The organism is Porphyromonas gingivicanis JCM 15907 (assembly GCF_000614585.1).
GTDB lineage: Bacteria > Bacteroidota > Bacteroidia > Bacteroidales > Porphyromonadaceae > Porphyromonas > Porphyromonas gingivicanis.
In genome coordinates this window covers 28484-55405 of sequence record NZ_BAKX01000003.1, presented here as the reverse complement: position 1 = coordinate 55405, position 26922 = coordinate 28484, and the positions used below count along the sequence as shown (strand labels likewise).

Here is a 26922-nt window from a genome sequence, read left to right as displayed (position 1 = left end):
ATAGTTCTTTTATAAAGATTGAATCTCTTGTTTGATATACTCTACCGCTTTGGGAAGACCGCTTATATCTTTTCCTCCTGCCGTAGCAAAGTGAGGCTGACCTCCCCCTCCTCCTTTTATAAAGGACGAAGCCGAACGTACCAAATTAGACGCATTTGCCCCCAAAGCAACTGCCGCATCGGATAGAGCGATTGAGAGCAAACACTTCTCTCCCTCTTGGGTAGCAGCAAGGAAGATGAAAGGTTCTTCCAATTCGCCTCTCAATTGGAAGGCAATATCTTTCACTGCATCGGCACGATACTCTCCCTCTAAATAAAGGAAGCGGATAGAACCAATATAGTCATGTTGCGTTAGGATAGCCGCCTTTTTCTGAGCCATCTGCTTGCGTACCAACAAGTCTATCTCAGAGCGCAGCTGGGTCTCCTCTTCGATAAGTTTACGGATGCTATTCACCACCTTAGGGTTATTATTAAAGAGAGCTTTTATCTCTGCCAAAGTATCCTCCTTTTCGTACAGATAGCGGTCTGCATTACTACCCGTCAAAGCCTCTATACGACGGATACCTGCTGCAATAGAAGACTCCGAAACGATACGAAAAGTACCAATCATTCCCGTGGCGGGTAAATGGGTTCCTCCACATAATTCGATAGAATCATCATATTGGAGCACACGTACTTCCTCTCCATATTTTTCGCCAAAGAGAGCCATGGCTCCCATTTTCTTGGCCTCTTCGATGGGTACGTTGCGGTACTCCTTACGGGTGATATTCTGACGGATTTTGGAAGATACAATCTCTTCTACACGACGAATCTCTTCGGAAGTAAGTTTGTTATAGTGGGCAAAGTCGAATCGAAGCACCTCGGGACTCACAAAAGACCCTTTCTGCTCTACATGCTCGCCCAACACGTCTCGCAAGGCTTTGTGTAATAAGTGTGTAGCTGTATGATTAGCCTCTGCCATACGACGACGGTCGGTATCGATATAGGCATGAAATGTTTGCGACAAATCTTCTGGAAGTTTATCCATCAAATGTACGGGCAGATTGTTCTCTCGTTTGGTATCTCTGATGAGATAGCGAGTTTCATCTTCTGCCATCAGATAGCCACTATCGCCTACTTGTCCTCCCATTTCGGCATAGAAAGGAGAGTGCGAAAGTACTACTTGATAAAAGTCTTTGTTCTTCTGCTTTACCTTGCGATAACGCAACACACGGCACTCTACATCGGTCTGGTCATACCCAACGAAGATTGACTCCCCTTCGTGAAGTACCATCCAGTCTTCCGTTTCGAGCTGGGCAGCATTGCGAGCACGGGCTTTCTGTTGTGCCATCTCTTCATCGAAGCCTACTTGGTCTAACTGCATCCCATGCTCTCGAAGGATGAGTTCCGTGAGATCGAGTGGGAAGCCAAATGTATCATAAAGAACAAAAGCATCATGACCTGAAAGGATACCCTTGCTCCCTAACTCTTCTATCTTTTTATCCAAAAGTTTTATCCCAGATTCCAAAGTGCGAAGGAAACTATCTTCCTCCTCTTTCATTACCTTGGCGATAAGTTCCTGTTGTGCCTTAAGCTCGGGATAAGCACTCCCCATAGAAGAAATAAGTACAGGGAGCAGAGCATACATAAAGGCTTCTTTACGCCCCAGGAACGTATATCCATAACGTACAGCACGGCGCAATATACGGCGAATCACATACCAGCTTGGCATTAGAGGGGAGCTGTCCATCAGTTATAGCAAAGGCAATGGTGCGCACGTGGTCGGCAATAACACGCATTGCCACATCGCTCTTCTCGTTAGCACCATAGGGGATGCCTGAGAGGTTAGCTATAGCTTGTATGATAGGCTGGAAGACATCAGTATCATAGTTAGAACGCTTGCCCTGCATAGCCATACAGAGACGCTCAAACCCCATGCCTGTGTCAATCACTTTATGGGGCAAAGAGGAGAGAGAGCCATTGGCTAAGCGATTGTACTGCATAAATACCAAGTTCCAAATCTCTACCACTTGAGGATGGTCTCTATTGATCAAATCTCTCCCTGACACCTCAGCCCGCTCTTCATCTGAGCGAAGGTCAATATGTATTTCACTACAAGGACCACAAGGACCAGTGTCTCCCATTTCCCAGAAGTTATCCTTTTTATTACCATTCAAGATGCGTTCTTGAGGTAAATAACGCTCCCAAATGGAGGCTGCCTCCTGGTCTCTTTCTAAGCCATCGTCAGAAGCTCCTTCAAAAACCGTTGCATAGAGTCGGTCAGCAGGAATACCTAACTTTTCATGTAAGAATTCCCATGCCCAAGTAATAGCCTCTTCTTTAAAATAATCTCCAAAAGACCAGTTGCCTAGCATCTCAAACATTGTATGGTGGTAAGTATCGTGCCCCACCTCTTCAAGGTCATTATGCTTTCCGCTTACACGGAGACACTTTTGCGCATCGGCTACTCTCTTATATTTAGCTTCCGCATTACCCAAGATAATATCCTTAAACTGGTTCATACCAGCATTGGTAAACATGAGAGTGGGATCTCCCTTGACCACCATCGGTGCAGAGGGAACTATGTGGTGCTGCTTGGAGGCAAAAAAGTCCAAAAAAGCAGTACGTATCTCGTTAGCAGTCATCATTTTTCTTCTAATAACAGTATTTTTATATATCACACAAAAGTAAGCAATATTGCTCAAATACTTATGCTTTTCAACATAGGTTACTTCTTCTTTTAAGATGCTAAATAGGAGTTCTTCCAACTTTCCAAAGTAGGCATATTTCAACTATTCAGACAAAGGCTTTACAGACCCTTATAATAAAAATTCTCTACACAACAGATTTCGTAAATATTACATCAGTCAGGAAGTACTTACATGGCATATTCTTGGTCCTATTATCTTACTTTTGCAACTGAGTTTTAATCGAATTGTAGAAAAAAAAGATATGAAGATAGCTGGGGTTGATTTAGGAGAGAAGCCTCTCCTGCTTGCTCCTATGGAAGATGTGAGTGATAGTGCTTTTCGCCTTCTTTGTAGAGGGTTTGGAGCCTCTATGGTATATAGTGAATTTATTAGTGCCGATGCTTTAATTCGCTCTGTAAAGGGGGCTTTGAATAAACTATTCATACACCCCGAAGAACGTCCCAGTGTGATACAAATATATGGTCGAGATGTAGCGAGTATGGCAGAGGCAGCAAAGATTGTTTCAGCCACGGGTCCCGAACTTTTAGACTTAAATTTCGGCTGTCCCGTCAAAAGAGTTGCTGGCAAAGGTGCAGGCAGTGGAATGCTAAAAGATATCCCTCTAATGTTAGAAATAACGCGCGCCGTAGTAAAAGCCTCTTCGATACCCGTCACAGTGAAAACACGTTTGGGGTGGGACCATCAAAGCATTGTGATAGAAGAACTCGCTGAAGCTCTTCAAGATTGCGGTATTGCAGGTCTTACTATCCACGGACGCACCCGTAGTGATATGTACACAGGTCATGCCCAATGGGAGTATATCGCCAAAGTAAAAAATAATCCTCGCATTACCATCCCTATTATAGGTAATGGAGACATAACCACTCCGGAAGAAGCCTACCAGGCTTTCGATCGTTATGGTGTAGATGCTGTTATGGTCGGAAGAGCCTCTATTGGTAAACCTTGGATATTTGAGGAGATGCGATACTATTTGGATCATAAAGAGCCCCTCCCTCCTAAAGCAGCACATGACCATTTAGAAACTCTTATCACTATGATACAGAACAACATAAACAAATTAGACGAGCGCAGAGGAATACTCCACTCGCGCCGACACTTAGCAGCTACTCCTATTTTCAAAGGTATCCCCAACTTTCGCCCTCTCCGCATACGTATGCTTCAAGCCACTACCTTAGAGGAACTTCTTAGTATTCTGCGCAATGAGGTAGCCCCTCTACTATTATAATTATATTCCAGAGTAGTTGTGATACAAAAAGGTTATCGCTACTGTATACGAATGTTTATACTCTCCTTGTGATTGTGCAAGCCCCCTCTTAATCTGAACTTGCCTCATAGCGATTGCAGTATTGTTCAAGCTTTCGCCACAGCTTCGTTGATATAGATATTTGCGCCCCCCAACAACAATCAAAAACAATATCAAAAAAGCCTGTACCTCAAAATGAGATACAGGCTTTCTCTTTAGATTAAACTCTTCAAGAGTTTTCTTTTCAAGCTCTTTTAATGCTGTATGATAAGGCGATGACTTTGAAGCGTACCATCTGTAGAACGTACCCCCATCAAATAAGTTCCATTTTCAATATCCGAAACATTGATAAGCAATGTATTAGCACCATTACCCTCAAAAGTACGAACTTTTACTCCTGTTAGTGTAAACAAATCAACAGAAGCTATCTCGCTCTCATTGCTAACAGTACACTCTGAAGATGCAGGATTAGGGAATACACTATTGATAAGTACTGGTACTATGCGATCGCTTGCAGTATCTTTCACAAAACGAATGGGTACTTCTATGCTTCCAAAAGTAGCCTGTCCGAGCGTCAAACCACCATTACCAAATCTTTGCATACAAGCAATTACCATAACCCCCTCATAACCCAAGAAAGGAGCAATCATGGGGCTACCCGTAAAGGTAGGAGAGTATTCTATGGTCTGCCCATGATCAACCACTCCCTTAAAAGAGTTACTGGAGATTTCGGCAACAAAGTATATCCCCGTAGGTGGATGCTTGGCATAAACAACGCCACAAATATTTCCATGAGTAGAGGTAGTATGCTTACGACCAAAGTTCGTAATCTTAAACTTTGGACCCTGCGCATTCAAGCCTGTTTTGGTGTAAATATTTACAACTTCTTTGCTATCAACCTCAACAGCTGTAATTCCAGGACTCATAAGAGTAGTAGGAGCTTTCGCAATAAAGTCTCTCTCAATGAGACGCACACGAGAATTGCCCAAACGTCTTTGATAGTACCCAAAATCAGTAGAGGGGTCTTCTGGATCCAAATCAGGTGTTTGCAAGCAGAAAGCAACTTTACCACCCTCTTTAACTCCAACCACACCAGAGAATTGGACTTTCAACTCTCCTCCCTTAGGTATCATAATGAGAGTTTCATTACCTACTTGAGACAATGGCGTGTGTACCAAAAACTCGGGAGAAGGCATAAGATCTCGATCATAAGCATAAAGACGAATAGGGGCATAGAACTCATAATCGCCCTTATTCTCAAGCGTAAGAGTTATGGTGTTGCGAGCAAAAGCTTTTACCTCATCTCCCTTAATTTCTACATCCTTTACACTGAGAGGAGTAAACCATACATTATAGCCCTCTACGGTAGCTTTACCTTGCGCTATACTTATTCTTGCTCTACTGGGTTCATTCAGTACCTCTTCTACTTTCCTATAGGTTCCATTCTCTTCATAAGAATGTTCTATGTAGAGTACATACTCTCCGTCGGCAAGACCATTTAGGTCAACGGTTGAATTCATCTGGTAGAGTTCTTGAAGAACCATTTTGTCTATCAAGAAAAGATTTCCAGTCTTAACAACTTCTGTTCCCTTATAGAGCGTAGGACGGAAGTATATTTTAGCTCCATCCACTCCTTGGTGCATAAGAGTAGCCTTTATATTCAACTTATTGTTGGCATCTACTTTGGCACGAAGAGAAATGTTAGGGCCAAAATCTTCTCCAGTAACATTGCCATTTCCCTTATCGGGCATTACATTAAGAATAATAGATTGACTCAAAGAGTAATCACCCAAAGAACCAGCTCCAATGCCAGCTGCTCCGGGTTTAAGAGCAGTGAGCTCATAGTAACCATTAGCATTACCGCTCCACCCCCAGTTAAAGTGGAACTTACCATCGGCATTGTAACCATCACAGACAAAGGCATGACCCCCGCCAGTACCTGCGCCACAATAAAATACAGGTCTGTTCTGGTCTAACTCTTTTTGGATAAGTTCTTTCCATTTGGGCAACTCATACTGAACTCTGAAAGCTAATTTTAGATCTTTCCTATACTTAAAGTTCTCCTTGAGTGCACGTACCACGTGAGCCTCCCAAGAAGCACTTCCTTGAGAAGAGTACTGCATATTCACAGCAATACCTACGTCTGACAAAAACTGACCTAACTCTTGAACTTGAGCAGAAGGAATACCTGCAGAAGGATTAGCTGGTATATTGTCCCAATTATAAGGGTTACCAAAAGTGGCAGAGCGTTCTACCGCCTTACCTTGGTCTTTGTAAGTTTCATCTATGTAGGAATGACTACCCACTCCTGCATCGGGCCATTTGTGATAACGCATCACTTGCCCTATGGCTGTAGCCACGCAACCTGTGTAAGTTCTTGAACCAGTGACAGGGTCTTTTGGACACTTGCTATTGAAAGGATAATCCTGATCCCATAAAATTTGCTCTCCTTCTAAGAGAGGAGACTTACTACTTCTAAAGGTAGTAGTAGAAGTCGTAGAACGAGCATTTGTCTCTATACTCCAAGGTGCTTGTAGCAAAGCATTGATTTGAATATCGTACTGCCCCAGCCACCAAAGCAAATGCTCTGGTGCCTTGCTCATATCGAAATGCCCTTTATCCGAATAGGCCAATAGCTCGTGCATTCTATCATCGCCAGCCACAATAGCAAAACCTTCATCAGTTCCTCTATTAAAAATATAATAGTAGGGCTGTACCTCGGAGCCATTTCTCAAAGCACCTTGAGGAGCGTGAGTATAAGTGAGTTCAATAGTTCCACCACTTCTAAGTGCACTATTCGAAAAGAAGCGCTCGGCAATAGCACGAGCCTCTTTAGGGCTCACAGGACCAGCCGTGAGCATCATTGTTCCCCAAAAGAGCAGGAAAACACTAAGAAAAAGTTTTCTCATCGTTATTTGTTTGATATTAAAGTAGTAATCCCAACATAAAAGAGGTCTTAGTTATGGGTCCCTCCACGAGAGGCAAAGATAGTATAAATGAACTAAATACAAAGGATATTAGCACCGAAAAAGTTTCTCCTTTCTTCTATCTCCACCCCTCAAAACAAGTAGCATATAGAAGCGCATAACAGAGTTTCAAATAGCAATTAACAACGCAGCAAGAGGTATTTACAATAACTCTTCAAAAAAGCTATTACATTCTTCCACACTGATTGTGTTATTATTGAAGTTTAGGTTGGGGCATATCCTTGTGCGCTTCTCCCTTCTTCTTCCCTACCCCAAACTGTACAACAATACTATCCTGCCAAGTCTTGCAAAAATTCGTTGCAAGCCACTTTTTCAAATTATGGTAAGAGTTTTAGAAAGAAAATCTCAACACCCTTGCCTTCACGAGGTATAATGGTTTGCAAAAAAAGCATTATAGGTTTTCAGTCCAAGCATTATAGGTTTTAATCGAAAGGCATATACCTTTTTCCAACTACCCTTCGTTACTTGAAAACTTAACAACGTACCCCTTGAAAGGAATTAGTTAAGAACTCTCTCGTAATTTCTGTATTAAAGGTCCAATTATCAGAGTCTTGCAGAAACTAAAAAGGGACTTTTAGATCCAATATAATCTTATCTTTTCCTTCTAACCTCCAGCACGAGTTATCAACATCTAAGTGAATATCTCTTCTAAAATGATTAGCTTTGACAACGAATTGATTACAGGATTATGGGTAAAATCATAGCTTTAGCAAATCAAAAAGGAGGGGTGGGAAAAACTACTACTACCATCAATTTGGCAGCCTCTTTGGCGACCTTAGAACAAAGGGTATTAGTCATAGATGCCGACCCTCAAGCCAATGCAACTTCTGGTTTAGGAGCGCTGTCGAAAGAAACACATAAGACCATCTATGAGTGCTTGGTGATGGGAGAAAACCCCTCAGAAATTATTCTACCTACGTCGATAGAAACGCTTGATTTACTTCCTTCGCACGTAGACCTTGTAGGGGCAGAGGTTGAGATGTTGCAATTTGACCAACGAGAGTCGGTTATGCGCCGTGTAATACGTCCCCTTGCTGACAAATACGACTATATATTAATTGATTGCTCTCCTTCTTTGGGACTAATAACAGTAAACTCCCTTGTAGCTGCCGACTCTGTAATCATACCCGTACAGTGTGAATACTTTGCCCTCGAAGGGATTAGCAAACTGCTCTCAACGATACGCATTATAAAAAGCAAGCTAAACCCACAACTGGCAATAGAAGGATTTCTAATGACGATGTACGATAGTCGCTTGCGCCTTGCTAATCAGATTTACAATGAGATGAAGCAACACTTTGGGGAACTTGTATTTGAAACCGTAATTACACGCAATGTCAAGCTCAGCGAAGCCCCAAGCCATGGTATGCCCGTTATCTTATATGATATAGAGAGTAAAGGAGCGATTAATCACTTAGAGTTAGCCAAAGAACTCATCCGCCATAACCTCAATAAGACTATCGCCACAAGGCAAGAAAAAATGGGGAAAACGAAATAATTATTACTATGAAAAAAGGAAATAGCCCTTTAGGAAGAGGTCTTAGTGCCATGCTCGATGATGCAGCAGGCTCCTCTTCGATAAATGAAATTCTAATTGATTGTATTCGTCCCAATCCAGAACAGCCTCGACGCCTTTTCGACGACGATAGTCTGTCAGAGCTGGCAACCTCTATACGTAATATCGGTTTGGTACAACCCATTACAGTACGTCAAATAGCTCACGATGACTATATGATTATATCGGGGGAGCGTCGCTGGCGTGCATGCAAAATGGCTGGACTAAGCACTATACCTGCCTATGTAAAAACGGCAGACGACGAGTCTATGATGGAAATGGCTCTCATAGAAAACATACAGCGAGAAGACCTCAATGCAATCGAAATAGCCCTTGCCTACCATCGTTTATTAGAGGCTACACAAATGAAACAGGAAGAACTTGCCGAAAGAGTTGGAAAAAATAGAGCTACCATAAGCAACTACCTACGACTACTGCGTCTACCTGCGGAAATCCAGCTTGGACTCACCGAAAAGAAAATTGATATGGGGCATGCCAGAGCTCTGCTCTCGCTTTCGGCTCCCGAAAAACAGTTAGCCCTCTATGCCCAAATCATCACTCAAAAGATGAGTGTACGAGAAGTAGAGCATCAGGTAAAACGCTTGGCTCGACTTGAAGAGAAAAGAGATAAGAGCAAGAACAATCGACAAGAACAACCCGACTTCTCGCTTCTTTGCGACCAGTTAAGCAAGGCCTTTTCCACCAAAGTACAGTTAGTTAGCAACCAATCGGGCAAGGGTAAACTTACCATCCATTTTGAGGGAGAGGAAGATTTGGCTCGCATCCTTCAATTACTTGAAGAGCGTCATTAATTTTTTACCCCATTGCAATAGATGAGAAAAAATAGGAGTAGATCTTTTTCATCACACTATATACTTTGTGTCTGTACACTCTTACTACTTTTTATAGCTGGTAGTGGGGCGGGTTATGCCCAAGAAAATAGGATAAACTCAGACTCTCTCGCAACAACAGCTGAAGGGTTCACTACGGAGCTTACGCCTCCCTCTTCGAACCTACTGCCCGAGTACCCCACTGCGAAGAATTGGATAGGAACATCTGAGGCTTGGAAACCCAACTCTACCACCGCCCTTATATGTGCCATCATACCAGGAGGCGGACAGCTCTACAACCGTAAATATTGGAAAATACCTATCGTTTTAGGAGCTGCCACAGCGTGCCTCTATGCCATTACTTGGAACGGCCGTCTCTACAACGAGTATCATACTGCCTATGTGGACTTTATGAATCCTAATCCCTTAGAAAAGGATTCTTGGAAAGGATTTGTCCCTCAAGGAGCAGACCCGAAAGACTACGTTGGAGATGGCAATATACAAAACCGACTCAAGAAGGGAAGCGAACTCTATCGTCGTAATAGAGATTTAAGTATCATCGTTTCGGCGGCAGTATATCTTCTCTCCTTTATAGATGCTTATGTAGATGCCGAACTCTTCGACTTTGAAGTAAGTCCCAACCTTTCGTTGGTAGTAGCCCCCTCTACAACATCTTTCTCTCCAGAAAAGGCGGAGTTTCTTCCCGCTATTTCTTGTCGCTTAAACTTCTAACTACCGCTCTATGCGCTTTCGTCTTCTCATACTTGCCTCTCTGTGGCTACTTTTCTCTTCTCTCGGAGCAGATATAGGATGGACTCAAACAAAAAAGGAGACCCAAATACGTACTACGGAGATTGTTACTCCCCACAGCTTAGATGCCGATGCTACCACTCTCCTACGCAAGTGGCATAAAGGCTATGCCACCAACGAAGAGGAAGGAATGCCCTGCAGTAAAGGAACTTCCAAAGACCCCACCCCCTCAGAAATGGTCTTCCGCGATCGCCTTATGCGCCTGCCCACGACAATGGAGATCCCCTACAACTCATTGGTTCGGAGGGTATAGATATATTCCTAACCCGTCGTAGAGCACTCATCCCTGCTATGTTAAGTTTGGGAGATTACTATTTTCCGAAGATTGAAACCATCTTGGATAAGTATGGCTTACCCCTTGAGCTAAAATACCTTATTATTATAGAGTCCGCTATGGATCCTACGGCTGTATCGCCCGTTGGAGCTTCGGGACTATGGCAGTTTATGCTTCCCACAGCCAAGGCATACGGACTAACCATCAACTCTTTGATTGATGAACGCTTAGACCTCATCAGTAGCACCGATGCCGCAGCTCGTCATCTACGCGATCTTCATCGCATCTACAACGATTGGTTTATGGCGATAGCTGCCTACAATTGTGGTATGGGAACGCTTAACCGCGCTGTCTATCGCTCGGGAGGGCGCACCGATTTTTGGTCAGTATTTCCTTATTTACCCAAAGAAACTCGGAGCTATGTACCGCTATTCATCGGGGCTTTTTATGCTATGCACTACCACGTAGACCATCATCTTTGCCCAGCCGAAAAGAGTCTTCCTTTGGCAACAGACACCATACACCTGCATCACTCATACAGCACCTATACTATTGCTAAAGCAGCAGAAGTGAGCCATGATCTATTCATGCTACTCAACCCTCAGTTCAAGAAAAATTCTATTCCAGGGCATATCGCTCCTTGTACAGTATATCTTCCTCTCCCTGCAATAGGAAGATTGGACCGTCGCTTAGACAGCCTCAGCCAAGAGGCGCAAAAGAAAGCGTTACTATTGGCTTCTGGAGGTAAAGAAACCATCGACTCTCTGAGCGTACGGAATGCAGAGATGGGAGAAAAAGAGACAATAGGCAACGACATCTCTCCCCTTCGCTATCACACCGTCCAACAGGGCGAAACCCTATCTTTAATAGCCCAGAGAAATGGAGTTTCAGTAAAGAGTTTGATGAGAGCCAATGGTATTAGGGAACAAAATCAAACACTAAAAGTAGGTCAAAAGCTACTCATTCCATCCAAGAACAAAGCAAAAAAGAACAAAAGAAAAGGTAAAAAACGCAGGTCCAAAAGGCGTTAAAAGAGAAATTTACACACACCGAAAGAATAATACACCCGATGTTTTTTTGTAAGTTTGCGCCAGATAGTTGTTGGAACGCATATTCTTACAAGAATGACTACGCTACTACAAGGCTTTATGAGTGCTGGAAAACTAACAATAGTGCCTACTCCCGTAGGGAATTTGGGAGACATAACATTGAGAGGGCTCGAAACACTCCGCTCTGCCGACCTTATTTTGGCAGAAGATACACGCACCTCTCTCGTACTACTCAAGCACTATGACATCCATAAACCCTTGGAGAGCCACCATAAGTTCAACGAGTTCAAGGCATCCGACAAACTCGTAGAGCGCATAGCACAAGGACTAAATGTTGCTCTCATATCGGATGCCGGTACCCCAGGCATTAGCGACCCTGGATTTTGCTTAATAAGCTCCTGCATAAAGCACAATATAGAGATAGAGTGTTTGCCTGGAGCAACGGCCTTTGTTCCAGCCTTGGTAGCCTCGGGTCTTTCTACTGAGTCTTTCGTTTTTGAGGGCTTTTTACCTCAAAAAAAGGGGAGAAAAACTAAAATGGAGTTATTGGCACAGGAGGAGCGTACTATCATTATATATGAATCGCCCTACAGAGTTCTCAAAACATTACAAGCCTTTGTCGAGTTTATGGGTGAAGAACGGAGAGCAGTAGCCTGTCGGGAGATTTCCAAACTCCATCAACAATACGTAAGGGGGACCCTCAAAGAGCTTATCGACCACTTTACCGAGACTACCCCTCGTGGAGAGTTCGTACTGCTTTTTGCTGGGAGAACTCCCCAAAAGAAAGTACACAAGGAGGAGAAAAAATACTCTCAAGAGTAAAACTGAAAATAGAAAACATTTAAAACAGAGAAGGAATGAAAAAGATTTTATTGACAACGGTACTTACTTGTACAATCGCATCCGCTGGCTATCTTACTTCTTGTAAAGGAGGCAAGCAGGCCGATCAGAGAGCAGATTCTATAGCCGCCGTGAATAGTTCCTTACAAGCTCAAATCGAAGAGATGGACCAAATTATTGGCGGTATTCTCAGCAACTTCCAAGACATCAATGCTATGGAGGGTATTATCAATACAGGCCCTATTAGTGGAGAAATTGGAGAGAGTCATCAAAGACGCATAGAAGACAATATGCGTATGATTAGCGAAAAACTCAAAGCCAACAGAGAAGAGATAGACCTCCTAAACAAAAAAATCAAGGACTTAGGGCAGAAAGGTAGTGTGTTCCAGAAAACAATCTCGGCTCTACAAAAGCAACTTGAGTCAAAAACCAAAGAGATACAACGTTTGACCGAAGAGTTACAACACAAGAACGTAGTAATCGAAAATTTGGATGCTATGGTAGGCGAGCTTAGTGATAATGTTAGCAACTTAGAGGCCTCGAAGAAGCAACAAGAAGAGAAGATTGGCTCTCAAGAGGTAGCCCTTAATACTGTACGCTATTGTGTAGGTACTAAGAACGATTTAAAAGAGATGAAAATCTTAGTAGATGGTAAAATTGCCACCGAGTCTTACACCAAAGACTATTTCACTCAGATAGATCTTCGTCGACTCAGTCGTCTACCTCTCTATGCCAAGAAGGCAGAGTTGCTCACCAACCACCCCTCCAGTAGCTACGAATTGGTACCAGGAGCGGACAAGCAACTAACCCTTGAAATTACTAACCAACAAGAGTTCTGGAGCCTTTCTAAAGTATTAGTGGTACGTATTTACTAATACCTTTCATGCTTAACTTGGCTCTTTGAGCAAATATTCACAAAGACGAGGAAGGCTGTTCGTACACCTTTCTCGTCTTTTCCGTAGATTATGATAAAAAACCTCTTTATAGATTTGGATGACACTCTCTGGGCTACCTACCAAAATAGCCAAGAGAGTATGTACGAAGTGTATAAAAAACACAATTGGTCTGAATACATCTCCGACTACGAGACCTTTTGGCAACGTTATTGGAGCATCAATGAAGGACTTTGGGAGGAGTATAGACAAGGACGTATCAACAAGCATCAGCTGAAAACGGAGCGTTTCCGAAAACTTTTCTCAGGCATAAAAGAGTGGGATGATAATGCCATACTCTCATTCAACAACGACTTTCTGACAGGTACAACTACCAAGACAGCTTTAGTGCCTGGAGGTATTGAGGTACTCTCCTATTTACACCGTTACTATCGTATTTACATTCTCTCCAATGGTTTTAGAGAAGTACAATCAGCAAAAATCAATCGAAGTGGTCTTGCTCCATATATAGACCGTATTATATTGAGTGAAGATGCAGGGTGCAACAAACCTCACAGAGGGATTTTTCAATACGCCTTTTCAGTTACCAATTCTCGTGGAAGCGAATCAATCATGATTGGAGACAGCTGGGAAGCCGATATAGAAGGTGCTCACAATGCCTCTATTCCTTCCATTTGGTTCAATCCAAAAGAAAATCCTCTTCCTCAACAGAGCAAAGCTGAGCCTCTACATATTATCAAAGATTTGAAAGAGCTTTTATCAATATTCTGAATCCTCAAAATACTCCAAAGGTCTGTCACATACTTGACAAAAACTAACTACCTTTGCGAGAAATAGAATGAAAGTATAAATAACATCCAAAGAAGTACTCAAAACATGAAAAAGTCAGTATTTTTAATTTCATCGTTGGCAGTTATCGCCCTATTGGGTTCTTGTAAACCTAAACAAAGTACTTATCGTCAAGTCTACGAACAGGCTAAACAAAGAGAAATCGCTCAAAATCAGGACTCAAATCAGGCACCTGAAGCAACAGATGCTAACGTTATCGTTTCAAAACCTATACAATCTTCTGTATCTCTTCGCAGAGAGCGACTTAGTGCTGTCGATGGAGAAGATGTCAATCGCTTGAAGAAATATAGCGTTGTAATCGGTAGCTTCCAAAACAAAACCAATGCTCAATCCCTCAAAGAGCGCATGGAAAATGCTGGATTTAAACCCGTCTTGGCAGAAAATGAGCATGGTATGATTCGCGTTATTGTGGCTAGTTTCCCTACTCGTGACGAAGCCGTAACAAGCAGAGAAAGAATCAAACAGCAGTTTGCGCCCCAATTCCAAGATGCTTGGCTCTTAGAGATGACTCGCTAAATGAACATCCGAGAAAAGGAATCCTTGGTCAGCCACAATACTTTTCAAATAAGTGTTGTGGCTGATTGGTGGGTCGAGTATTCCTCTTTGGAGGACTTAAAACGTTTGTCCCAAGATGAGTATTTCCAAAGTCTGCCATTCCTCCCCATAGGTCAGGGTAGTAACCTACTTTTTTTAGAAGACTATCGAGGGGCTATTCTCTCCTCTCAGATAAATGGCATTGAGGTTCTTAATGAAACATCGGAGAGCGTCTCTCTTAGAGTAGGCTCTGGCATAGTGTGGGACGACTTTGTGGTATGGGCTTTGGCACACGGCTACAATGGCATTGAAAACCTTTCATGGATACCTGGTACGGTTGGAGCTGCGGCTGTACAAAACATCGGTGCCTACGGTGCAGAGATTGAGGAGTTTATTGATTGCGTCGAAACATTCGACCTCAAAACAGGAGAACAAACTCTGATTGCCAAAGCAGATTGTCAATATGGCTATCGATACAGTATCTTTAAGGAAGAAATGTATAAAAACCATGTCATTACTCATGTACTCTTTACGCTCTCCAAAAGTAATCAAGTAAACTTGTCCTATCAAGCTCTGGAAGCCTACTTTTCGAACAGAGAGCCTACTCCACAACAAGTCCGAGAGGCTGTTATCAAGATTAGACAATCAAAACTTCCCAACCCTCATGAACTCCCCAATGCGGGAAGTTATTTTATGAATCCAGTAGTACCTTTTGAGATATATCAGCGACTTTCCAAAGAATATCCCAATATTCCTTATTACCCAGCAGAGAAGGGGATAAAGCTTTCTGCAGCATGGTTGTTAGACCAAGCTGGACTAAAAGGATACAAAAAAGGGAATGTGGGGACCTATAACCAGCAACCTCTCATCATCGTCAATTTTGGGAAGGCCGATGGAAAAGAAATAGCTGATTTTGCTCAAGAGTTATCAGATATAGTTTACGATAAATTTGCTATTCGCCTAACCCCAGAAGTACGATATATCGGATAAACACCCTTATTTACCTCCACAATCTGTTTAAAACAATCTTCCTCATAGCCAATTTATGAATAAGCTGCACTCTATTACTTTACTGGGGTCGGGTACAAGTACTGGCGTTCCAGAAGTAGGTTGCTATTGCTCTACTTGCCTAAGTAAAGACCCAAAAGACAAAAGGAGCAGAACCTCTGTTCTGCTACAAACTGTAGAGGGCAAGCGTATTCTCATTGATTGTAGCCCTGATTTTCGTGAGCAAGCTATTAGGGAAAGCATTGACTCTTTGGATGCCATAATTTTAACGCATGAGCATTACGATCACATAGGCGGATTGGATGACTTACGCACCATAGCATGGTTAAAGGACTTACCTATATATGGAGAGGAGAGAGTGTTAGCCTCTATTCGGCATCGTCTACACTATTATTTCAGTCCCCATCCTTACCCAGGAACTCCTCGGCTAACTCTTCACACTATTGACGAAGCTCCTTTTGAGGTGGAGGGGCTTACCTTTACTCCCATACGTTTATGGCATGGTAAACTTCCCATATTGGGATTTCGTGTAGAGAACTTTGTTTTCATAACAGACCTCAAAAGCATCGCACCCGAGGAGACAGAAAAAATAAAGGGAGCAGACACTCTTTTCATCAACGGGCTACGCTATACAAAACCCCACCCCACACATCAAACCATCGAAGAGGCTGTTGAATTGGCCATCCAATCGGGAGTCCGACAAACCTACCTCATTCACCTTTCACACCACGCTCCCTGCACAGAAGAGATGAACCTTCGTTTACCCGAAGGAATTAAGGCTTCTTTCGATGGGTTGCATCTAAAAGCAAATAAAGAAGGGGAATATATATATCAAGGCAAAAAATCTTCTGATTCTTTAGACTCACACCTGCCCTACTCCTATAAAGACTGTGGACATATCGAATATGCAAAGGCATATGAATTGCAAAAGAGCCTGTTTGAAGCCGCTATCCTCCATAAACAAAACAAAACTATTGCAGACAATCATCTGCTCTTCTGTGAGCATGAACCTGTTTTCACTTTGGGCAAGCATGGCAAGGAGCAAAACATGCTCCTTTCGGGAGCACTCTTATCCCAACGAGGAGTAAAACTACATCGTATAGATAGAGGGGGAGACATCACTTACCATGGTCCAGGACAGATAACAGGCTACCCTATTTTTGACCTTGAGCAATTTGGCATGGGCATCAAACAATATATTTATACTATGGAGCAATGCATTATCGAAACGCTTCTCCTTAATGGTATTGTAGGCGAGCGTTTGGAAGGAGCAACAGGAGTATGGATAGAACCTAATACTTCCAAAGCAAGAAAAATTTGTGCAATTGGAGTACACGCCTCTCGCTTCATCACTCTGCATGGATTTGCTCTGAACGTATTTACCGATCTCTCTTATTTTTCATGGATTAACCCCTGTGGCTTTACCAACAAGGGAGTAACATCTATGGAACAAGAGATGAAGTCCACGACATCTATGGAGTTGGTCAAACAACAGTTAGAGGAGAGTTTTAGAAGACATTTTACACTTGCCTATCGTAAGCACCATACTTCTAAAGAATCATCTCAAACAATTGCTTTAACGAAAAATGCTCAGTAGTAATAAAATGTATCATTTACCTAATTGGATACTAATCCATAATTTTTAAGCCCATACGCATAAAGAAAAATATAAGCACTGCATTATGAACAAAAAAATAAGAGTAGCCATTGTCGGATACGGCAACATCGGTAAATATACATTGGAAGCTATTAACCAAGCCGAAGACTTCGAACTTGTGGGCATTGTGCGTCGCTATCCCAATGAAAAACAACCTCAAGAGCTGTCGGGTATATCTGTTGTAGATAGCTCGAAGCCTTGGAAGATGTAGAGGTAGCACTACTCGCCGTACCAACTCGCTCGGTAGAGTCATATGCAAAAGAAGCTTTGTCTCGTGGTATTGCTACAGTGGATACGTTCGACATACACGGCGATATTGTCTCTTTACGAAACGCCCTAAGTCAAGTAGCCTGCCAAAATAATACCACTGCAATAATAGCTGCTGGATGGGACCCAGGAACTGATTCGATAGTACGTACTATGATGGAGGCTATTGTACCTAAAGGGATTACCTATACTGACTTTGGTCCTGGCATGAGTATGGGGCATACCGTAGCTGTAAAAGCTATTGATGGGGTCAAAAAAGCTCTATCTATGACCATACCTATAGGTACCAGTATCCACCGCCGTATGGTATATGTAGAACTCCAAGAGGCTACTCTGCCACAGATGTGATACAACGCATCAAGAGCGACGACTACTTCAAAAATGATGAAACGCATGTGCTTATAGTCGATGATGTAGATACCTTAATCGATATGGGTCATGGCGTACACATGACCCGAAAGGGAGTTTCGGGCGCTACGCACAATCAACTTCTTTCGTTCGATATGAAGATCAACAATCCAGCTCTCACTGCTCAAGTTATGGTATGTGCCGCAAGAGCAGCTTTACGAATGCCTTCTGGTGCCTATACACTCCCCGAAATAGCGCCAATAGACATGCTTCCTGGAGAGAGAGAACAATGGATTAAGAAATTATGTTAGGTATAATATAAGAGATTATGTCATCTATACTAAATACTATACTATGGGATGTAGACCCTGCCCTATTCTCGTTCCTCGGTAGGGAGGTGCGCTGGTATGGGCTTTTATTTGGGCTCGGACTCTTTTTCCTTGGTCCTTGGATTGTGGCTCGTATTTGGAAAAAGGAGCAATTACCGCAAAACTGGTACGATAAGTTATTTTGGTACGTAGTACTCGGTACTGTACTCGGTGCTCGCTTGGGACATTGTTTCTTCTATGAACCTCTTTACTATTTAGCCAACCCTGTAGAGATATTCAAAGTTTGGGAAGGAGGTTTGGCAAGCCATGGAGGCACTTTGGGGATTATTATTGCTATTTGGATTTACTCTCGCAAAGTAAGCCATAAGCCCATGATTTGGACTTTAGACCGTTTAGCAGTACCGTTGGGTTAGTAGCGGCACTGATACGTATTGGTAACCTTATGAATAGCGAAATATTTGGCAGACCCACTACACTCCCTTGGGGATTTCAATTTATGCGTTCACCCGAGTATTTGAGTCTGAATACATCATTGGGATGCCATCCCACAGCTATATATGAAGCGTTAGCGTACCTCGTTGTATTTGGAGTTTGTATGTGGCTCTATTGGAAAAAAGATGCTGCTCGCCATCGCCCAGGTCTTATTGTTGGCTTCTTTTTATTCGGCACATTTATCGCACGCCTCATCATTGAGAGTGTCAAATTAGTTCAAGAACCTTGGGAAACAGATATGGTACAGGCCATAGGGTTAAACCAAGGTCAGCTACTAAGCATACCCTTTATCGCAGCAGGACTCTATCTAATAATACGTGCCCTACGCCGACCCCAAGAAGTATAGGGAGCAACTTATACACCACAACACGCAAGAAAAGTAATTAAACAATATAGTAATTCTTTAGACAATGGTTCCACAAATAAGTATTACGGACTCTATCTATTATGTAGGTGTCAATGACCGTACCAAAGATCTTTTCGAAAGTTTATGGCCTCTTCCCTATGGAGTGAGCTATAACTCTTACCTCATCGTTGATGAAAAAATTACATTAGTTGATACTGTTGTCATCTGCTATTCGGAGCAATTTTTCAGACAAATAGAGCGCGTCATAGGCGACAAACCTATCGACTACCTAATTGTAAATCATATGGAGCCTGACCATAGTGGCTCTATCGGTATGCTCAAACGTCGCTACCCCAATATGCAAGTAGTGGGTAACAAGAAAACTTTTTCTATGCTAAAAAGCTACTACCCCGATATTACTACTGATCTCGTAACCGTAGCTGAGGGCGATACCATAGACACAGGACATCACAAACTTACCTTCGTGATGGCTCCTATGGTACACTGGCCAGAGGTTATGTTTACCTATGATTCGACCGACAAAGTACTATTCTCTGCCGATGCATTCGGAACCTTTGGCACATTGGATGGTCACATTATAGATAGCGAACTTGACCTTGAACACTTCTATGAAGAAATGTACCGCTACTACGCTTGCATTGTCGGGAAGTATGGCTCTTTTGTACAAAAGGCGTTGCAGAAGTTCCAAGAACTCAACCTCCCCATAGATAAAGTGTGCTCTACTCATGGTCCTATTTGGACTAATTTCGGCTTCGAGCGTGCCTATGCTATCTACGACCAACTTAGTCGCTATGCAACTGAAAAGGGAGCTGTGGTACTCTATGGTAGCATGTATGGTAATACAACGGTAATGGCAGATACCATAGCAAGAGGTTTGGGAGCTGCGGGCATCAAAAACGTGGTATGCCACGATGTATCTCGCACGAACCCCTCTTACATCCTTCGAGATCTCTTCCGCTATCGTGCCTTTATTGTGGGTAGCCCTACCTATAGTAATGAAATTTATATGCCCATACTGAACATACTCAATATGATTCGTTTACGTGAAGTTAAGGATCATATCTGTGCCGTTTTTGGCTCTTGTACTTGGGCAGGACAAGCTGTTCGCAAGATCGTTCCTATCATGGAAGAGTTGAAGTGGGAGATTGTAGGTGAACCTCTGGAACAAATGGGCGCCCCCGAAGAGGCAGACCTCAAGAAGGCGTTCGAATTAGGTCAAGCAGTAGCACAGCGCCTCAACGAGCTCTATCAAGAATAGCAACAACCCTTACTGTTTGCAGGGGAAATTGCAGTTGAAAACCATTCAAGCACTAAAGTAAAAATCCTTCAGTGGAATTGTTCCACTGAAGGATTTTTACTCTTATGAACGGTGTTTCAAGGCCTTCTAAAATACAATTATTCTCTTCGGCTGAAATTGTAACCTTAATACCACCGCCTATACAAGCATTATAGAGCATTCTAAAAATGCCTTGGAAAAAATCCATTAAACCAGGCTTTTAGAAGCTTATAGAATTTCTTACTTGGGATAAACGAGATTCTCTTCCGTGGCTACATTGAGTACTTCTCGAAGATACTTTTCTGCCTCGTAGCGAGCCATAGGGAGGTTGTGCAGTAGGCAATTTCCACAGTCTCTTGGCTCTGTTCCTGGGATTACTCCTTCGAAATCCCGAACAAATTCGAAGGTTTCTCGCATCAATGAAAGAATATCTTTGGAGGTTAGGTCTCCTTTAAGCAGTAGATAGTTGCCCGTCAAACATCCCATAGGTCCCCAATACACCACCTTATCTTTCCACTCAGAATGATTACGCAAATAGGTTGCCGCCAAATGCTCTATGGTGTGTAACTCGGGAACACCTAACACAGGCTCTCTGTTAGGCTCTTTCATGCGGATATCGAAAGTAGTGATTGTTACATCGTCCCAACGGTCTTGACGAGAAACATAGATCCCTCTTTTGAGGCGAATATGATCTAATTCGAAGCTGGGTATTTTGTCCATACGTATAGCTGTTTATTGTGTTATGCTGTTTAGTAATTGTAAAATAGGTTGAAACACCTTTCGTTGCAAAGATTCATCTTCCCAAAAACAGGAGTATTGTTGGTAACTATCGCCCCTCCCTGGGGTATCGCTGATGGCACGGATAATAGCAAAAGGAGTTTGATATATGTAACAAGTCTGCGCGATAGCTGCCGATTCCATATCTATGGATAAAGCTTGAGGAAAAGTAGTACGGATAAACTCAAATTCTTCTGTATTAGTTAAGAATCTATCGCCACAAACCACCAACCCTTGATGATAGAGAAGAGAGGTCTTTTGAAATACCTCAAGTAACGATTGGGCAGAGAGAAAATGCAGAGGGAAACCCTGCACTTGCCCCCAAGCAACCTCTGTTCCGCAAAAAACATCATGATAACAAACTTGCTCGGCTATGATAATATCACCCTGTTCCACAGACTCGTGAATACCTCCGCTTACTCCTATATTCACGATGTAGTCAGGGGCATAGGTACGGATTACCTCTGCTGTCGTTACTGCGGCGGCTACTTTACCAATTCCCGACAAAGCTAAAACAACCTTAACACCATTATGTTGCCCGACAAGAGCCTTTAGTCCCGCTACTTGAATAGTTTCTACCTCTTGAAGAAAAGACTCTATGAGGGAAGCCTCTTTAGGCATTGCCACAATTAGAGCAAGCGTTTTATTAGATACAGAGAGAGAGTTGGTCATCGAAAAACAGAACACACTCTATGAAATGCTGTGAAAAACAATCGCATAGAGTGTGTCGCTTATGATTTATGGGTTAAGTCTAATTAAAGAATCTCACACTTTAGCCAACTCTTCGTCCAAGAAGATGAGGCTCTGCTCTCTTGAAAGTTTGATGCGGTCGATGATACTACTTGCGGTATCTTCTTCCTCTACTTGCTCGCGAATATACTTCCAGAAGAAGTCTTGAGAAGCCATATCTCGCTCTTGAGAAGCAATACCTACCATCTCTTCAATCTTAGAGGTAACTAAGCATTCATGCTCATATACTTTAGTAAACACATCTGCAACAGATCCAAACTCCGTAGGCACTTCTGCTAAGGGAGAATAGTTACACAGCCACCACGACGATTTACGAAGTCCATCATATCGTAGGCGTGGTCCATTTCTTCCTTAGATTGTCTCATCAGCCACTTAGCCATACCTGCATACCCTTGGTACTGTAGATACATAGACATGGAGAGATACAGGTTAGAAGACCACATCTCAAGGTTAATCTGTTTGTTGATAGCTTGATTTACTACTTTTCCAATTTTCATAGTTCTATAATATTATAAAATCAATAGTTCTTCTAATAGAACAGATAGTTACTTTGAAAGGTTTTGTCACGAGAGTGGTAAACCCTACTCTACAATATAAGAATTGAAAGTTGGGCTTGCTATGAAGTGATAAATTCCCTCTTCCTTTTTCGCATCGTTAGCTAAGATGAAGAAATAGTCTACGTTGGGAAGTGTTTTTAGAAGTTCTACGGCTCGCTTCGACCCCATAGCCATTGAGGCTGTAGCCAAGGCATCTGCCCAAGCACAATTCTCGGCAATGATTGTAGCACTCAGTACATCTGTCTGTACAGGATAGCCACTGATGGGATCAATGGTGTGAGCGTAGATGGTACCATCTTCACGCGTTTTGTAATTGTGATAGTTACCAGAAGTGGCTAAGCCTCCTTTCTTTTTAGAAGAAGGCAAAGCGATGATGGTTTCGAGATCGTTGTAATGCTCTAAACCAACACTATCTAAGACAGGTTTCCTTATTGCTACAGTCCATTCCTTACCTTGTGGATTGGATCCGAAGAAAGCAATTTCGCCCCCAATCTCTACTAAATAGTCTTCTACCCCCTGCTGGTATAGAGCCTGAGCGACCAAGTCCGAAGCAAATCCTTTAGCTATAGAGGAGAAATCTATTTTGAGACGGGGATCTTCCTTATAAATCTTATTGTCTCGAAGGACTATCTTCTGAAAACCAACAAAATTTAGAACACTATCAATAGCCTCCTTAGGTACTGCTCCTTGAGGATAGGGAGATGGTTCAAACCCAAAGCCCCAAATATTGACCAAGGGACCAACAGTAACATCATAAGTACCGTGGGTCAGTTCGGACAACCGCTTCGCCTCATTGAATAGATAAGTAAAAATACTATCGACTTCCATCGATGTATTATTATTTATCGCATACAGAAGAGAAGTAGAGTCAAATGGATTAGCGGAGTGATTCAGCTGTAGCAAGGCTTGTTTAATAGCATCACTTTGCTCCTCTTTAGAGGCATATTTTACATGAAATAGAGTATGAAATATCTCTCCCATTTCAGTAAAATAACTCTTCTGAGTATTCTGTTTCTCAAAAGAGCAAGATACACTGCTAACAACTAACAGGATAAAGCAAGCTGTCCTAAAGAACCAACGAGTAAGTTTCATAAAGAGTTTTAGATTTCTTCTCTGATATTGTACTCATTGCGATTACTGTCTTGGCGTGAGAGAAGCTCTCCTATAAAACCTGCACAAAAAAGCTGAGTACCTATAACCATAGCAGTGAGGGCTATATAAAAGTAGACCCTGTCTGTTACTAAAGAAGCAGGAATGCCTCTTGTAAGAGCTATAAATTTGGAGAGCAATACTACCACGAGCGCAACAAAGCCTATAAGAAAAACTAAACTCCCAATAAAGCCGAAGAAGTGCATAGGCTTACGTCCGAAACGAGACGAAAACCACAAGGTTAGCAAATCTAAATACCCATTGAAGTAACGGCTCCAACCAAACTTGGTGTAGCCATACTTGCGAGGAGCATGTTGCACAACTTTCTCTCCAATGCGCCCATATCCAGCATTTTTTGCTAAATATGGGATATAGCGATGCATATCGTTGTAGAGTTCGATAGAATCGATAACTTCACGTCGGTAGACTTTGAGCCCACAGTTAAAATCGTGTAGATTTTTGATACCGGAGACCTTGCGAGCCGTTGCGTTGAACAACTTAGAGGGGATATTCTTGCGCCACTTGGGGTCGAAACGCTTCTGTTTCCATCCACTTACCAAGTGGTAGCCCTCCTCTCTAATCATGCGACACATTTCGGGAAGCTCTTCAGGCTGATCCTGCAAATCTGCATCCAGCGTACACACTAATCTCCCTTTCGTTCGCTTAAAACCACACTGCAAGGCAGCGGACTTGCCGTAATTTCTCGCAAAACGAAGCGCGCGTACCTCAGGATAGCTTTCTCTAAGAGAACAAATTACTTGCCACGAGAGGTCAGTACTCCCATCGTCTACAAAGATAATTTCGTAGGAGAACCCCTCTTGGAGCATAACCGTCCGAAGACGGTCATGCAATTCTTTAAGAGATTCCTCTTCGTTGTATAGAGGTATAACGATAGAAACGTCTAACAAATTATCTTGATTATATTCCATAAAACTCTATTCAGAGATTACAGATTGGGTTTGAAAGGAGGAATCGTATTGAGAGTTCCTTTTCCTGCAATTTCCTTAATACCACCCAAAGCCGATAGTATACCTGTAGCTTCGTAAGGAAGGAATATAACTTTATCGTTTTTGTTCGCTCCCATTTGAGTCATCACTTCGAGATAACGCATAGCAATGAGATATTGAGTAGGTTCTGCCCCTGTACCTGACACAGCCTCTGCAATCTTTCGAATAGCTTCTGCTTCTCCTTCTGCTCTAAGAATCTTAGCCTGAGACTCTGCTTCGGCAGCAAGAATTTCCGCCTTTTTCTGTCCTTCTGCATGGTTAATAGACTGCTGCATAATACCTTCTGACTCACGTATTACGGCCTCTTTCTGTCCTTCTGCAGTAAGGATTTGAGCACGTTTATCACGTTCGGCACGCATCTGCTTTTCCATAGCATCACGAATATCTCGTGGTGGATTAATGTCTTGGAGTTCTACTCGATTGACCTTTACCCCCCACTTATTAGTTGCCTCGTCCAAGATGTCACGCAGTTTACTATTGATAGTATCACGGCTGGTAAGTGTTTCATCCAAATCCATTTCTCCAATTACATTACGCAAACTGGTTTGTGTAAGCATCTCAATAGCTACAGGAAGATTCGAAATTTCATACATCGCACGCATAGGGTCTACTATTTGAAAGTAGAGAATGGCATTGATCTCTGTAACTACATTGTCTCTAGTGATAACGCTTTGTCGAGCAAAGTCATACACCGTTTCACGAAGATCAATGTGGGTGATAGAGCTAAAACGCACTACTGGCGTCCCCTTAGGACTTTGAGAAGTATAGCGCCACACCATAGCACGGGGGCGGTCAATAAATGGGATAATGATATTAACGCCTGAGTTTAGAATCTTATGAAAGCGTCCTAAACGCTCTATAATCATAGTTTCCGACTGCTGTACAATGGTTAATCCTTGCGATACAAAGAAGATTACCAATAACACAATAACCCCGACGATAATCAATGTTGGACTCATAAAAATATTTTATTTAATCGTTTAATATTCAGATAAAATCGGTTATTCCACCATAGGACGCACTATAAGGACAATGCTTTCATGGCCCACTATCTCAACTCGTGCCCCCTCCTCTATATAGGTATTAGCATCTGAAGAGAGAGCTAACCATTCATCCCCATCTACCGCTACTCGCCCTTGTCTCTTGTTACCATCAATCGGTCGCACCACACGTCCTACACGTCCTGTTAAGGCTTCGACACCTGTAGCTTGAGGCTTTTTCTTACTATACTTATTCAGCAGAGGCCTCAATAAAAAGAGAGAGAGGATAGCCCCCCCAGCAAAAAAGAATGATTGTAATAAAATGCCTCCTCCAAAGAAAGCGGGTATGCAGGCCAATACACAGCCCACCCCGAAGCACGCAAGCACAAAGCCTGGGGTCAAGAGTTCTAGCAGGAAAAGAACTAAGCCCGCTATAAACCAAATAAGAGTAACATTCATAACGTCTGATACAATTAATGATGAACTTTGTCTTACAAATGTAGTTAAAAATACTATGTAACCAAAGGTCTAAATAAGAGAACTAATCTTTTCTGAACATGGCAATTCTATCGCATAATAGAAGGCAAGGAAATCTCTTGAGACTGGGCTTTTGGAGAGAGTTGGCTTCACGCTCTTTACTTCGAATGCTATGGAAGATAGTCAATGCCCGCTCTCTGTGCTTGTTGCAACTGCAGTGAGCGAGCTATCTGATAGGCAATACCCTCCTTGTGAAAGTTCGCTCCCGTTTGCTTAAAATAGAAGGGAACACGAGCTTGTAGGCACTGCTCTCGGATGGCAAGTATCCATTCGTAGTGGCAGGGGCGTGCTTGAGGTCCCGACTCTCCTCCAACGATTACTTTTTCGCACCATGAAGAGAGTTGCCCATGAAAGTCTATACTTTCAAGCAAGGGTTCACAGATGATCATTTTATGCGGAAGAGGAAGTATCTGGAAAATAGGTAATCGCTCATCGCTACGTATTTGATTTTCTATGGTACAACAGATGGTTACATTTTCATAACCTACACTACCCCAATCGGAAGGAAGTGAAGAAATGATGCGTTCAGGACGTTTCGTTATAATAAAGAAGTGGAGATCTCGGCGCATCCTTATCATTTGCCAAGCTTCTATCCGCCAAGCATCTGCCTCTTCTATGAAAAAGTCAGAAGAGAAACAGGTCAGCATCAAAGTTCCTGAGGGTATTTTGTAGCCTCCTCTACGATTACGACGTATAGGGAGGTCGAAAGATCGAGTTTTGCGAATAAAGGTGGAATCTATGTCAAACTCAGCATCTCGGCGAAACACATAGCAATGCAAACAGCCCTCACTCTTTTTGTTACAACCGTGCCATAAGTTCCATACTTTATCCACAGAAAAACTCCTTTTTATGTCGAATACCCCTTAAG

At 42.6% G+C, this 26922-nt stretch carries 24 protein-coding genes and 4 pseudogenes; 16 read left to right on the top strand and 12 right to left on the bottom strand.

Features of this window, described 5'->3' with window-relative positions; translation table 11 throughout:
- Positions 1-9 precede the first annotated feature (9 nt).
- Positions 10-2626, bottom strand: a pseudogene (gene alaS / locus JCM15907_RS10635) (alanine--tRNA ligase).
- A 304-nt stretch (positions 2627-2930) separates the two neighbouring features.
- Here alaS and dusB point away from each other — a divergent pair.
- A complete protein-coding gene (dusB, locus tag JCM15907_RS03955) occupies positions 2931-3914 on the top strand; it encodes a tRNA dihydrouridine synthase DusB (protein ID WP_025842803.1) in 984 nt (327 codons plus the stop codon).
- A gap of 272 nt (positions 3915-4186) precedes the next feature.
- Here the strand turns inward: dusB and JCM15907_RS12155 are convergent, their stop codons facing one another.
- Both JCM15907_RS12155 and JCM15907_RS13600 read right to left on the bottom strand, forming a co-directional pair.
- Complete coding sequence (locus JCM15907_RS12155; RefSeq protein WP_025842802.1) at positions 4187-6841, bottom strand: C10 family peptidase; 2655 nt, start codon at positions 6839-6841, stop codon at positions 4187-4189.
- A 271-nt stretch (positions 6842-7112) separates the two neighbouring features.
- Complete coding sequence (locus tag JCM15907_RS13600; RefSeq protein ID WP_277906907.1) at positions 7113-7235, bottom strand: hypothetical protein; 123 nt, start codon at positions 7233-7235, stop codon at positions 7113-7115.
- A gap of 372 nt (positions 7236-7607) precedes the next feature.
- Here JCM15907_RS13600 and JCM15907_RS03940 point away from each other — a divergent pair, with 372 nt between their 5' ends.
- From JCM15907_RS03940 to JCM15907_RS03880, 15 genes and pseudogenes are all read left to right on the top strand, one after another.
- Positions 7608-8417, top strand: coding sequence for a ParA family protein (locus JCM15907_RS03940; RefSeq protein ID WP_025842801.1), 810 nt, complete (start codon positions 7608-7610; stop codon positions 8415-8417).
- Positions 8418-8425: 8 nt separating this feature from the next.
- Entirely contained in the window at positions 8426-9286 is an 861-nt protein-coding gene (locus tag JCM15907_RS03935; RefSeq protein WP_036884619.1) for a ParB/RepB/Spo0J family partition protein, read from the top strand.
- 21 nt (positions 9287-9307) lie between these two features.
- Positions 9308-10036, top strand: a complete 729-nt coding sequence (locus JCM15907_RS03930) for a DUF5683 domain-containing protein (protein WP_025842799.1) — start codon at positions 9308-9310, stop codon at positions 10034-10036.
- A 10-nt stretch (positions 10037-10046) separates the two neighbouring features.
- Entirely contained in the window at positions 10047-10367 is a 321-nt protein-coding gene (locus JCM15907_RS12150) for a hypothetical protein (RefSeq protein WP_051522370.1), read from the top strand.
- A 38-nt stretch (positions 10368-10405) separates the two neighbouring features.
- Positions 10406-11419, top strand: coding sequence for a lytic transglycosylase domain-containing protein (locus tag JCM15907_RS10625; protein WP_051522369.1), 1014 nt, complete (start codon positions 10406-10408; stop codon positions 11417-11419).
- Between the two features lie 117 nt (positions 11420-11536).
- Positions 11537-12259 (top strand): 16S rRNA (cytidine(1402)-2'-O)-methyltransferase, encoded by a 723-nt coding sequence (rsmI, locus tag JCM15907_RS03920; protein WP_025842798.1) that lies wholly within the window; start codon positions 11537-11539, stop codon positions 12257-12259.
- Positions 12260-12294: 35 nt separating this feature from the next.
- Positions 12295-13152, top strand: coding sequence for a Cbp1 family collagen-binding glycoprotein adhesin (locus JCM15907_RS03915; RefSeq protein WP_025842797.1), 858 nt, complete (start codon positions 12295-12297; stop codon positions 13150-13152).
- A 90-nt stretch (positions 13153-13242) separates the two neighbouring features.
- Complete coding sequence (locus JCM15907_RS03910) at positions 13243-13941, top strand: YjjG family noncanonical pyrimidine nucleotidase (protein ID WP_025842796.1); 699 nt, start codon at positions 13243-13245, stop codon at positions 13939-13941.
- Between the two features lie 105 nt (positions 13942-14046).
- Entirely contained in the window at positions 14047-14535 is a 489-nt protein-coding gene (locus JCM15907_RS03905; protein ID WP_025842795.1) for an SPOR domain-containing protein, read from the top strand.
- Positions 14536-15543 (top strand): UDP-N-acetylmuramate dehydrogenase, encoded by a 1008-nt coding sequence (gene murB, locus JCM15907_RS03900; protein WP_025842794.1) that lies wholly within the window; start codon positions 14536-14538, stop codon positions 15541-15543. It begins immediately after the preceding gene.
- 55 nt (positions 15544-15598) lie between these two features.
- A pseudogene (locus JCM15907_RS13970) lies at positions 15599-16279 on the top strand (MBL fold metallo-hydrolase); the annotation flags it as partial.
- A 150-nt stretch (positions 16280-16429) separates the two neighbouring features.
- Positions 16430-17158 (top strand): lipoyl(octanoyl) transferase LipB, encoded by a 729-nt coding sequence (lipB, locus tag JCM15907_RS13965; protein WP_370664410.1) that lies wholly within the window; start codon positions 16430-16432, stop codon positions 17156-17158.
- Between the two features lie 85 nt (positions 17159-17243).
- Positions 17244-18144: pseudogene (locus JCM15907_RS10620) on the top strand (diaminopimelate dehydrogenase).
- Between the two features lie 17 nt (positions 18145-18161).
- Positions 18162-19000 (top strand): annotated as a pseudogene (gene lgt / locus JCM15907_RS10615) (prolipoprotein diacylglyceryl transferase).
- A gap of 64 nt (positions 19001-19064) precedes the next feature.
- Positions 19065-20279 carry an FprA family A-type flavoprotein gene (locus tag JCM15907_RS03880; RefSeq protein WP_025842792.1) on the top strand — a complete coding sequence of 405 codons (1215 nt, stop codon included), beginning with the start codon at positions 19065-19067 and terminating at the stop codon, positions 20277-20279.
- Between the two features lie 258 nt (positions 20280-20537).
- Here JCM15907_RS03880 and JCM15907_RS03870 read toward each other — a convergent pair whose 3' ends face one another.
- From JCM15907_RS03870 to JCM15907_RS03835, 9 genes are all read right to left on the bottom strand, one after another.
- Positions 20538-21017: an S-ribosylhomocysteine lyase gene (locus JCM15907_RS03870; protein ID WP_025842791.1), complete on the bottom strand. Its 480-nt coding sequence runs from the start codon at positions 21015-21017 to the stop codon at positions 20538-20540.
- A gap of 12 nt (positions 21018-21029) precedes the next feature.
- Positions 21030-21761 (bottom strand): 5'-methylthioadenosine/adenosylhomocysteine nucleosidase, encoded by a 732-nt coding sequence (locus tag JCM15907_RS03865; protein ID WP_242396793.1) that lies wholly within the window; start codon positions 21759-21761, stop codon positions 21030-21032.
- A 78-nt stretch (positions 21762-21839) separates the two neighbouring features.
- Positions 21840-22094 carry a ferritin-like domain-containing protein gene (locus tag JCM15907_RS13960; RefSeq protein ID WP_370664408.1) on the bottom strand — a complete coding sequence of 85 codons (255 nt, stop codon included), beginning with the start codon at positions 22092-22094 and terminating at the stop codon, positions 21840-21842.
- 5 nt (positions 22095-22099) lie between these two features.
- Positions 22100-22321: a ferritin-like domain-containing protein gene (locus tag JCM15907_RS13955; protein WP_370664407.1), complete on the bottom strand. Its 222-nt coding sequence runs from the start codon at positions 22319-22321 to the stop codon at positions 22100-22102.
- Between the two features lie 84 nt (positions 22322-22405).
- Positions 22406-23362 carry an FAD:protein FMN transferase gene (locus JCM15907_RS03855; RefSeq protein WP_159099908.1) on the bottom strand — a complete coding sequence of 319 codons (957 nt, stop codon included), beginning with the start codon at positions 23360-23362 and terminating at the stop codon, positions 22406-22408.
- 119 nt (positions 23363-23481) lie between these two features.
- Complete coding sequence (locus tag JCM15907_RS03850) at positions 23482-24459, bottom strand: glycosyltransferase family 2 protein (RefSeq protein ID WP_036885470.1); 978 nt, start codon at positions 24457-24459, stop codon at positions 23482-23484.
- A 17-nt stretch (positions 24460-24476) separates the two neighbouring features.
- Positions 24477-25496: an SPFH domain-containing protein gene (locus JCM15907_RS03845; RefSeq protein ID WP_025842787.1), complete on the bottom strand. Its 1020-nt coding sequence runs from the start codon at positions 25494-25496 to the stop codon at positions 24477-24479.
- 42 nt (positions 25497-25538) lie between these two features.
- Positions 25539-25976, bottom strand: coding sequence for an NfeD family protein (locus JCM15907_RS03840; RefSeq protein ID WP_025842786.1), 438 nt, complete (start codon positions 25974-25976; stop codon positions 25539-25541).
- 188 nt (positions 25977-26164) lie between these two features.
- Positions 26165-26887 (bottom strand): DUF5131 family protein, encoded by a 723-nt coding sequence (locus tag JCM15907_RS03835; RefSeq protein ID WP_025842785.1) that lies wholly within the window; start codon positions 26885-26887, stop codon positions 26165-26167.
- Positions 26888-26922: the final 35 nt, after the last annotated feature.

Excerpts from the sequence above, each read along its gene's own strand:
- dusB (WP_025842803.1), top strand. The coding sequence starts at position 2,931 with ATGAAGATAGCTGGGGTTGATTTAGGAGAGAAGCCTCTCCTGCTTGCT.
- JCM15907_RS12155 (WP_025842802.1), bottom strand. The coding sequence starts at position 6,841 with ATGAGAAAACTTTTTCTTAGTGTTTTCCTGCTCTTTTGGGGAACAATG.
- JCM15907_RS03940 (WP_025842801.1), top strand. The coding sequence starts at position 7,608 with ATGGGTAAAATCATAGCTTTAGCAAATCAAAAAGGAGGGGTGGGAAAA.
- JCM15907_RS03935 (WP_036884619.1), top strand. The coding sequence starts at position 8,426 with ATGAAAAAAGGAAATAGCCCTTTAGGAAGAGGTCTTAGTGCCATGCTC.
- JCM15907_RS03930 (WP_025842799.1), top strand. The coding sequence starts at position 9,308 with ATGAGAAAAAATAGGAGTAGATCTTTTTCATCACACTATATACTTTGT.
- JCM15907_RS12150 (WP_051522370.1), top strand. The coding sequence starts at position 10,047 with ATGCGCTTTCGTCTTCTCATACTTGCCTCTCTGTGGCTACTTTTCTCT.
- JCM15907_RS10625 (WP_051522369.1), top strand. The coding sequence starts at position 10,406 with ATGTTAAGTTTGGGAGATTACTATTTTCCGAAGATTGAAACCATCTTG.
- rsmI (WP_025842798.1), top strand. The coding sequence starts at position 11,537 with ATGAGTGCTGGAAAACTAACAATAGTGCCTACTCCCGTAGGGAATTTG.
- JCM15907_RS03915 (WP_025842797.1), top strand. The coding sequence starts at position 12,295 with ATGAAAAAGATTTTATTGACAACGGTACTTACTTGTACAATCGCATCC.
- JCM15907_RS03910 (WP_025842796.1), top strand. The coding sequence starts at position 13,243 with ATGATAAAAAACCTCTTTATAGATTTGGATGACACTCTCTGGGCTACC.
- JCM15907_RS03905 (WP_025842795.1), top strand. The coding sequence starts at position 14,047 with ATGAAAAAGTCAGTATTTTTAATTTCATCGTTGGCAGTTATCGCCCTA.
- murB (WP_025842794.1), top strand. The coding sequence starts at position 14,536 with ATGAACATCCGAGAAAAGGAATCCTTGGTCAGCCACAATACTTTTCAA.
- JCM15907_RS03880 (WP_025842792.1), top strand. The coding sequence starts at position 19,065 with ATGGTTCCACAAATAAGTATTACGGACTCTATCTATTATGTAGGTGTC.
- JCM15907_RS03870 (WP_025842791.1), bottom strand. The coding sequence starts at position 21,017 with ATGGACAAAATACCCAGCTTCGAATTAGATCATATTCGCCTCAAAAGA.
- JCM15907_RS13955 (WP_370664407.1), bottom strand. The coding sequence starts at position 22,321 with ATGAAAATTGGAAAAGTAGTAAATCAAGCTATCAACAAACAGATTAAC.
- JCM15907_RS03855 (WP_159099908.1), bottom strand. The coding sequence starts at position 23,362 with ATGGGAGAGATATTTCATACTCTATTTCATGTAAAATATGCCTCTAAA.
- JCM15907_RS03850 (WP_036885470.1), bottom strand. The coding sequence starts at position 24,459 with ATGGAATATAATCAAGATAATTTGTTAGACGTTTCTATCGTTATACCT.
- JCM15907_RS03845 (WP_025842787.1), bottom strand. The coding sequence starts at position 25,496 with ATGAGTCCAACATTGATTATCGTCGGGGTTATTGTGTTATTGGTAATC.
- JCM15907_RS03840 (WP_025842786.1), bottom strand. The coding sequence starts at position 25,976 with ATGAATGTTACTCTTATTTGGTTTATAGCGGGCTTAGTTCTTTTCCTG.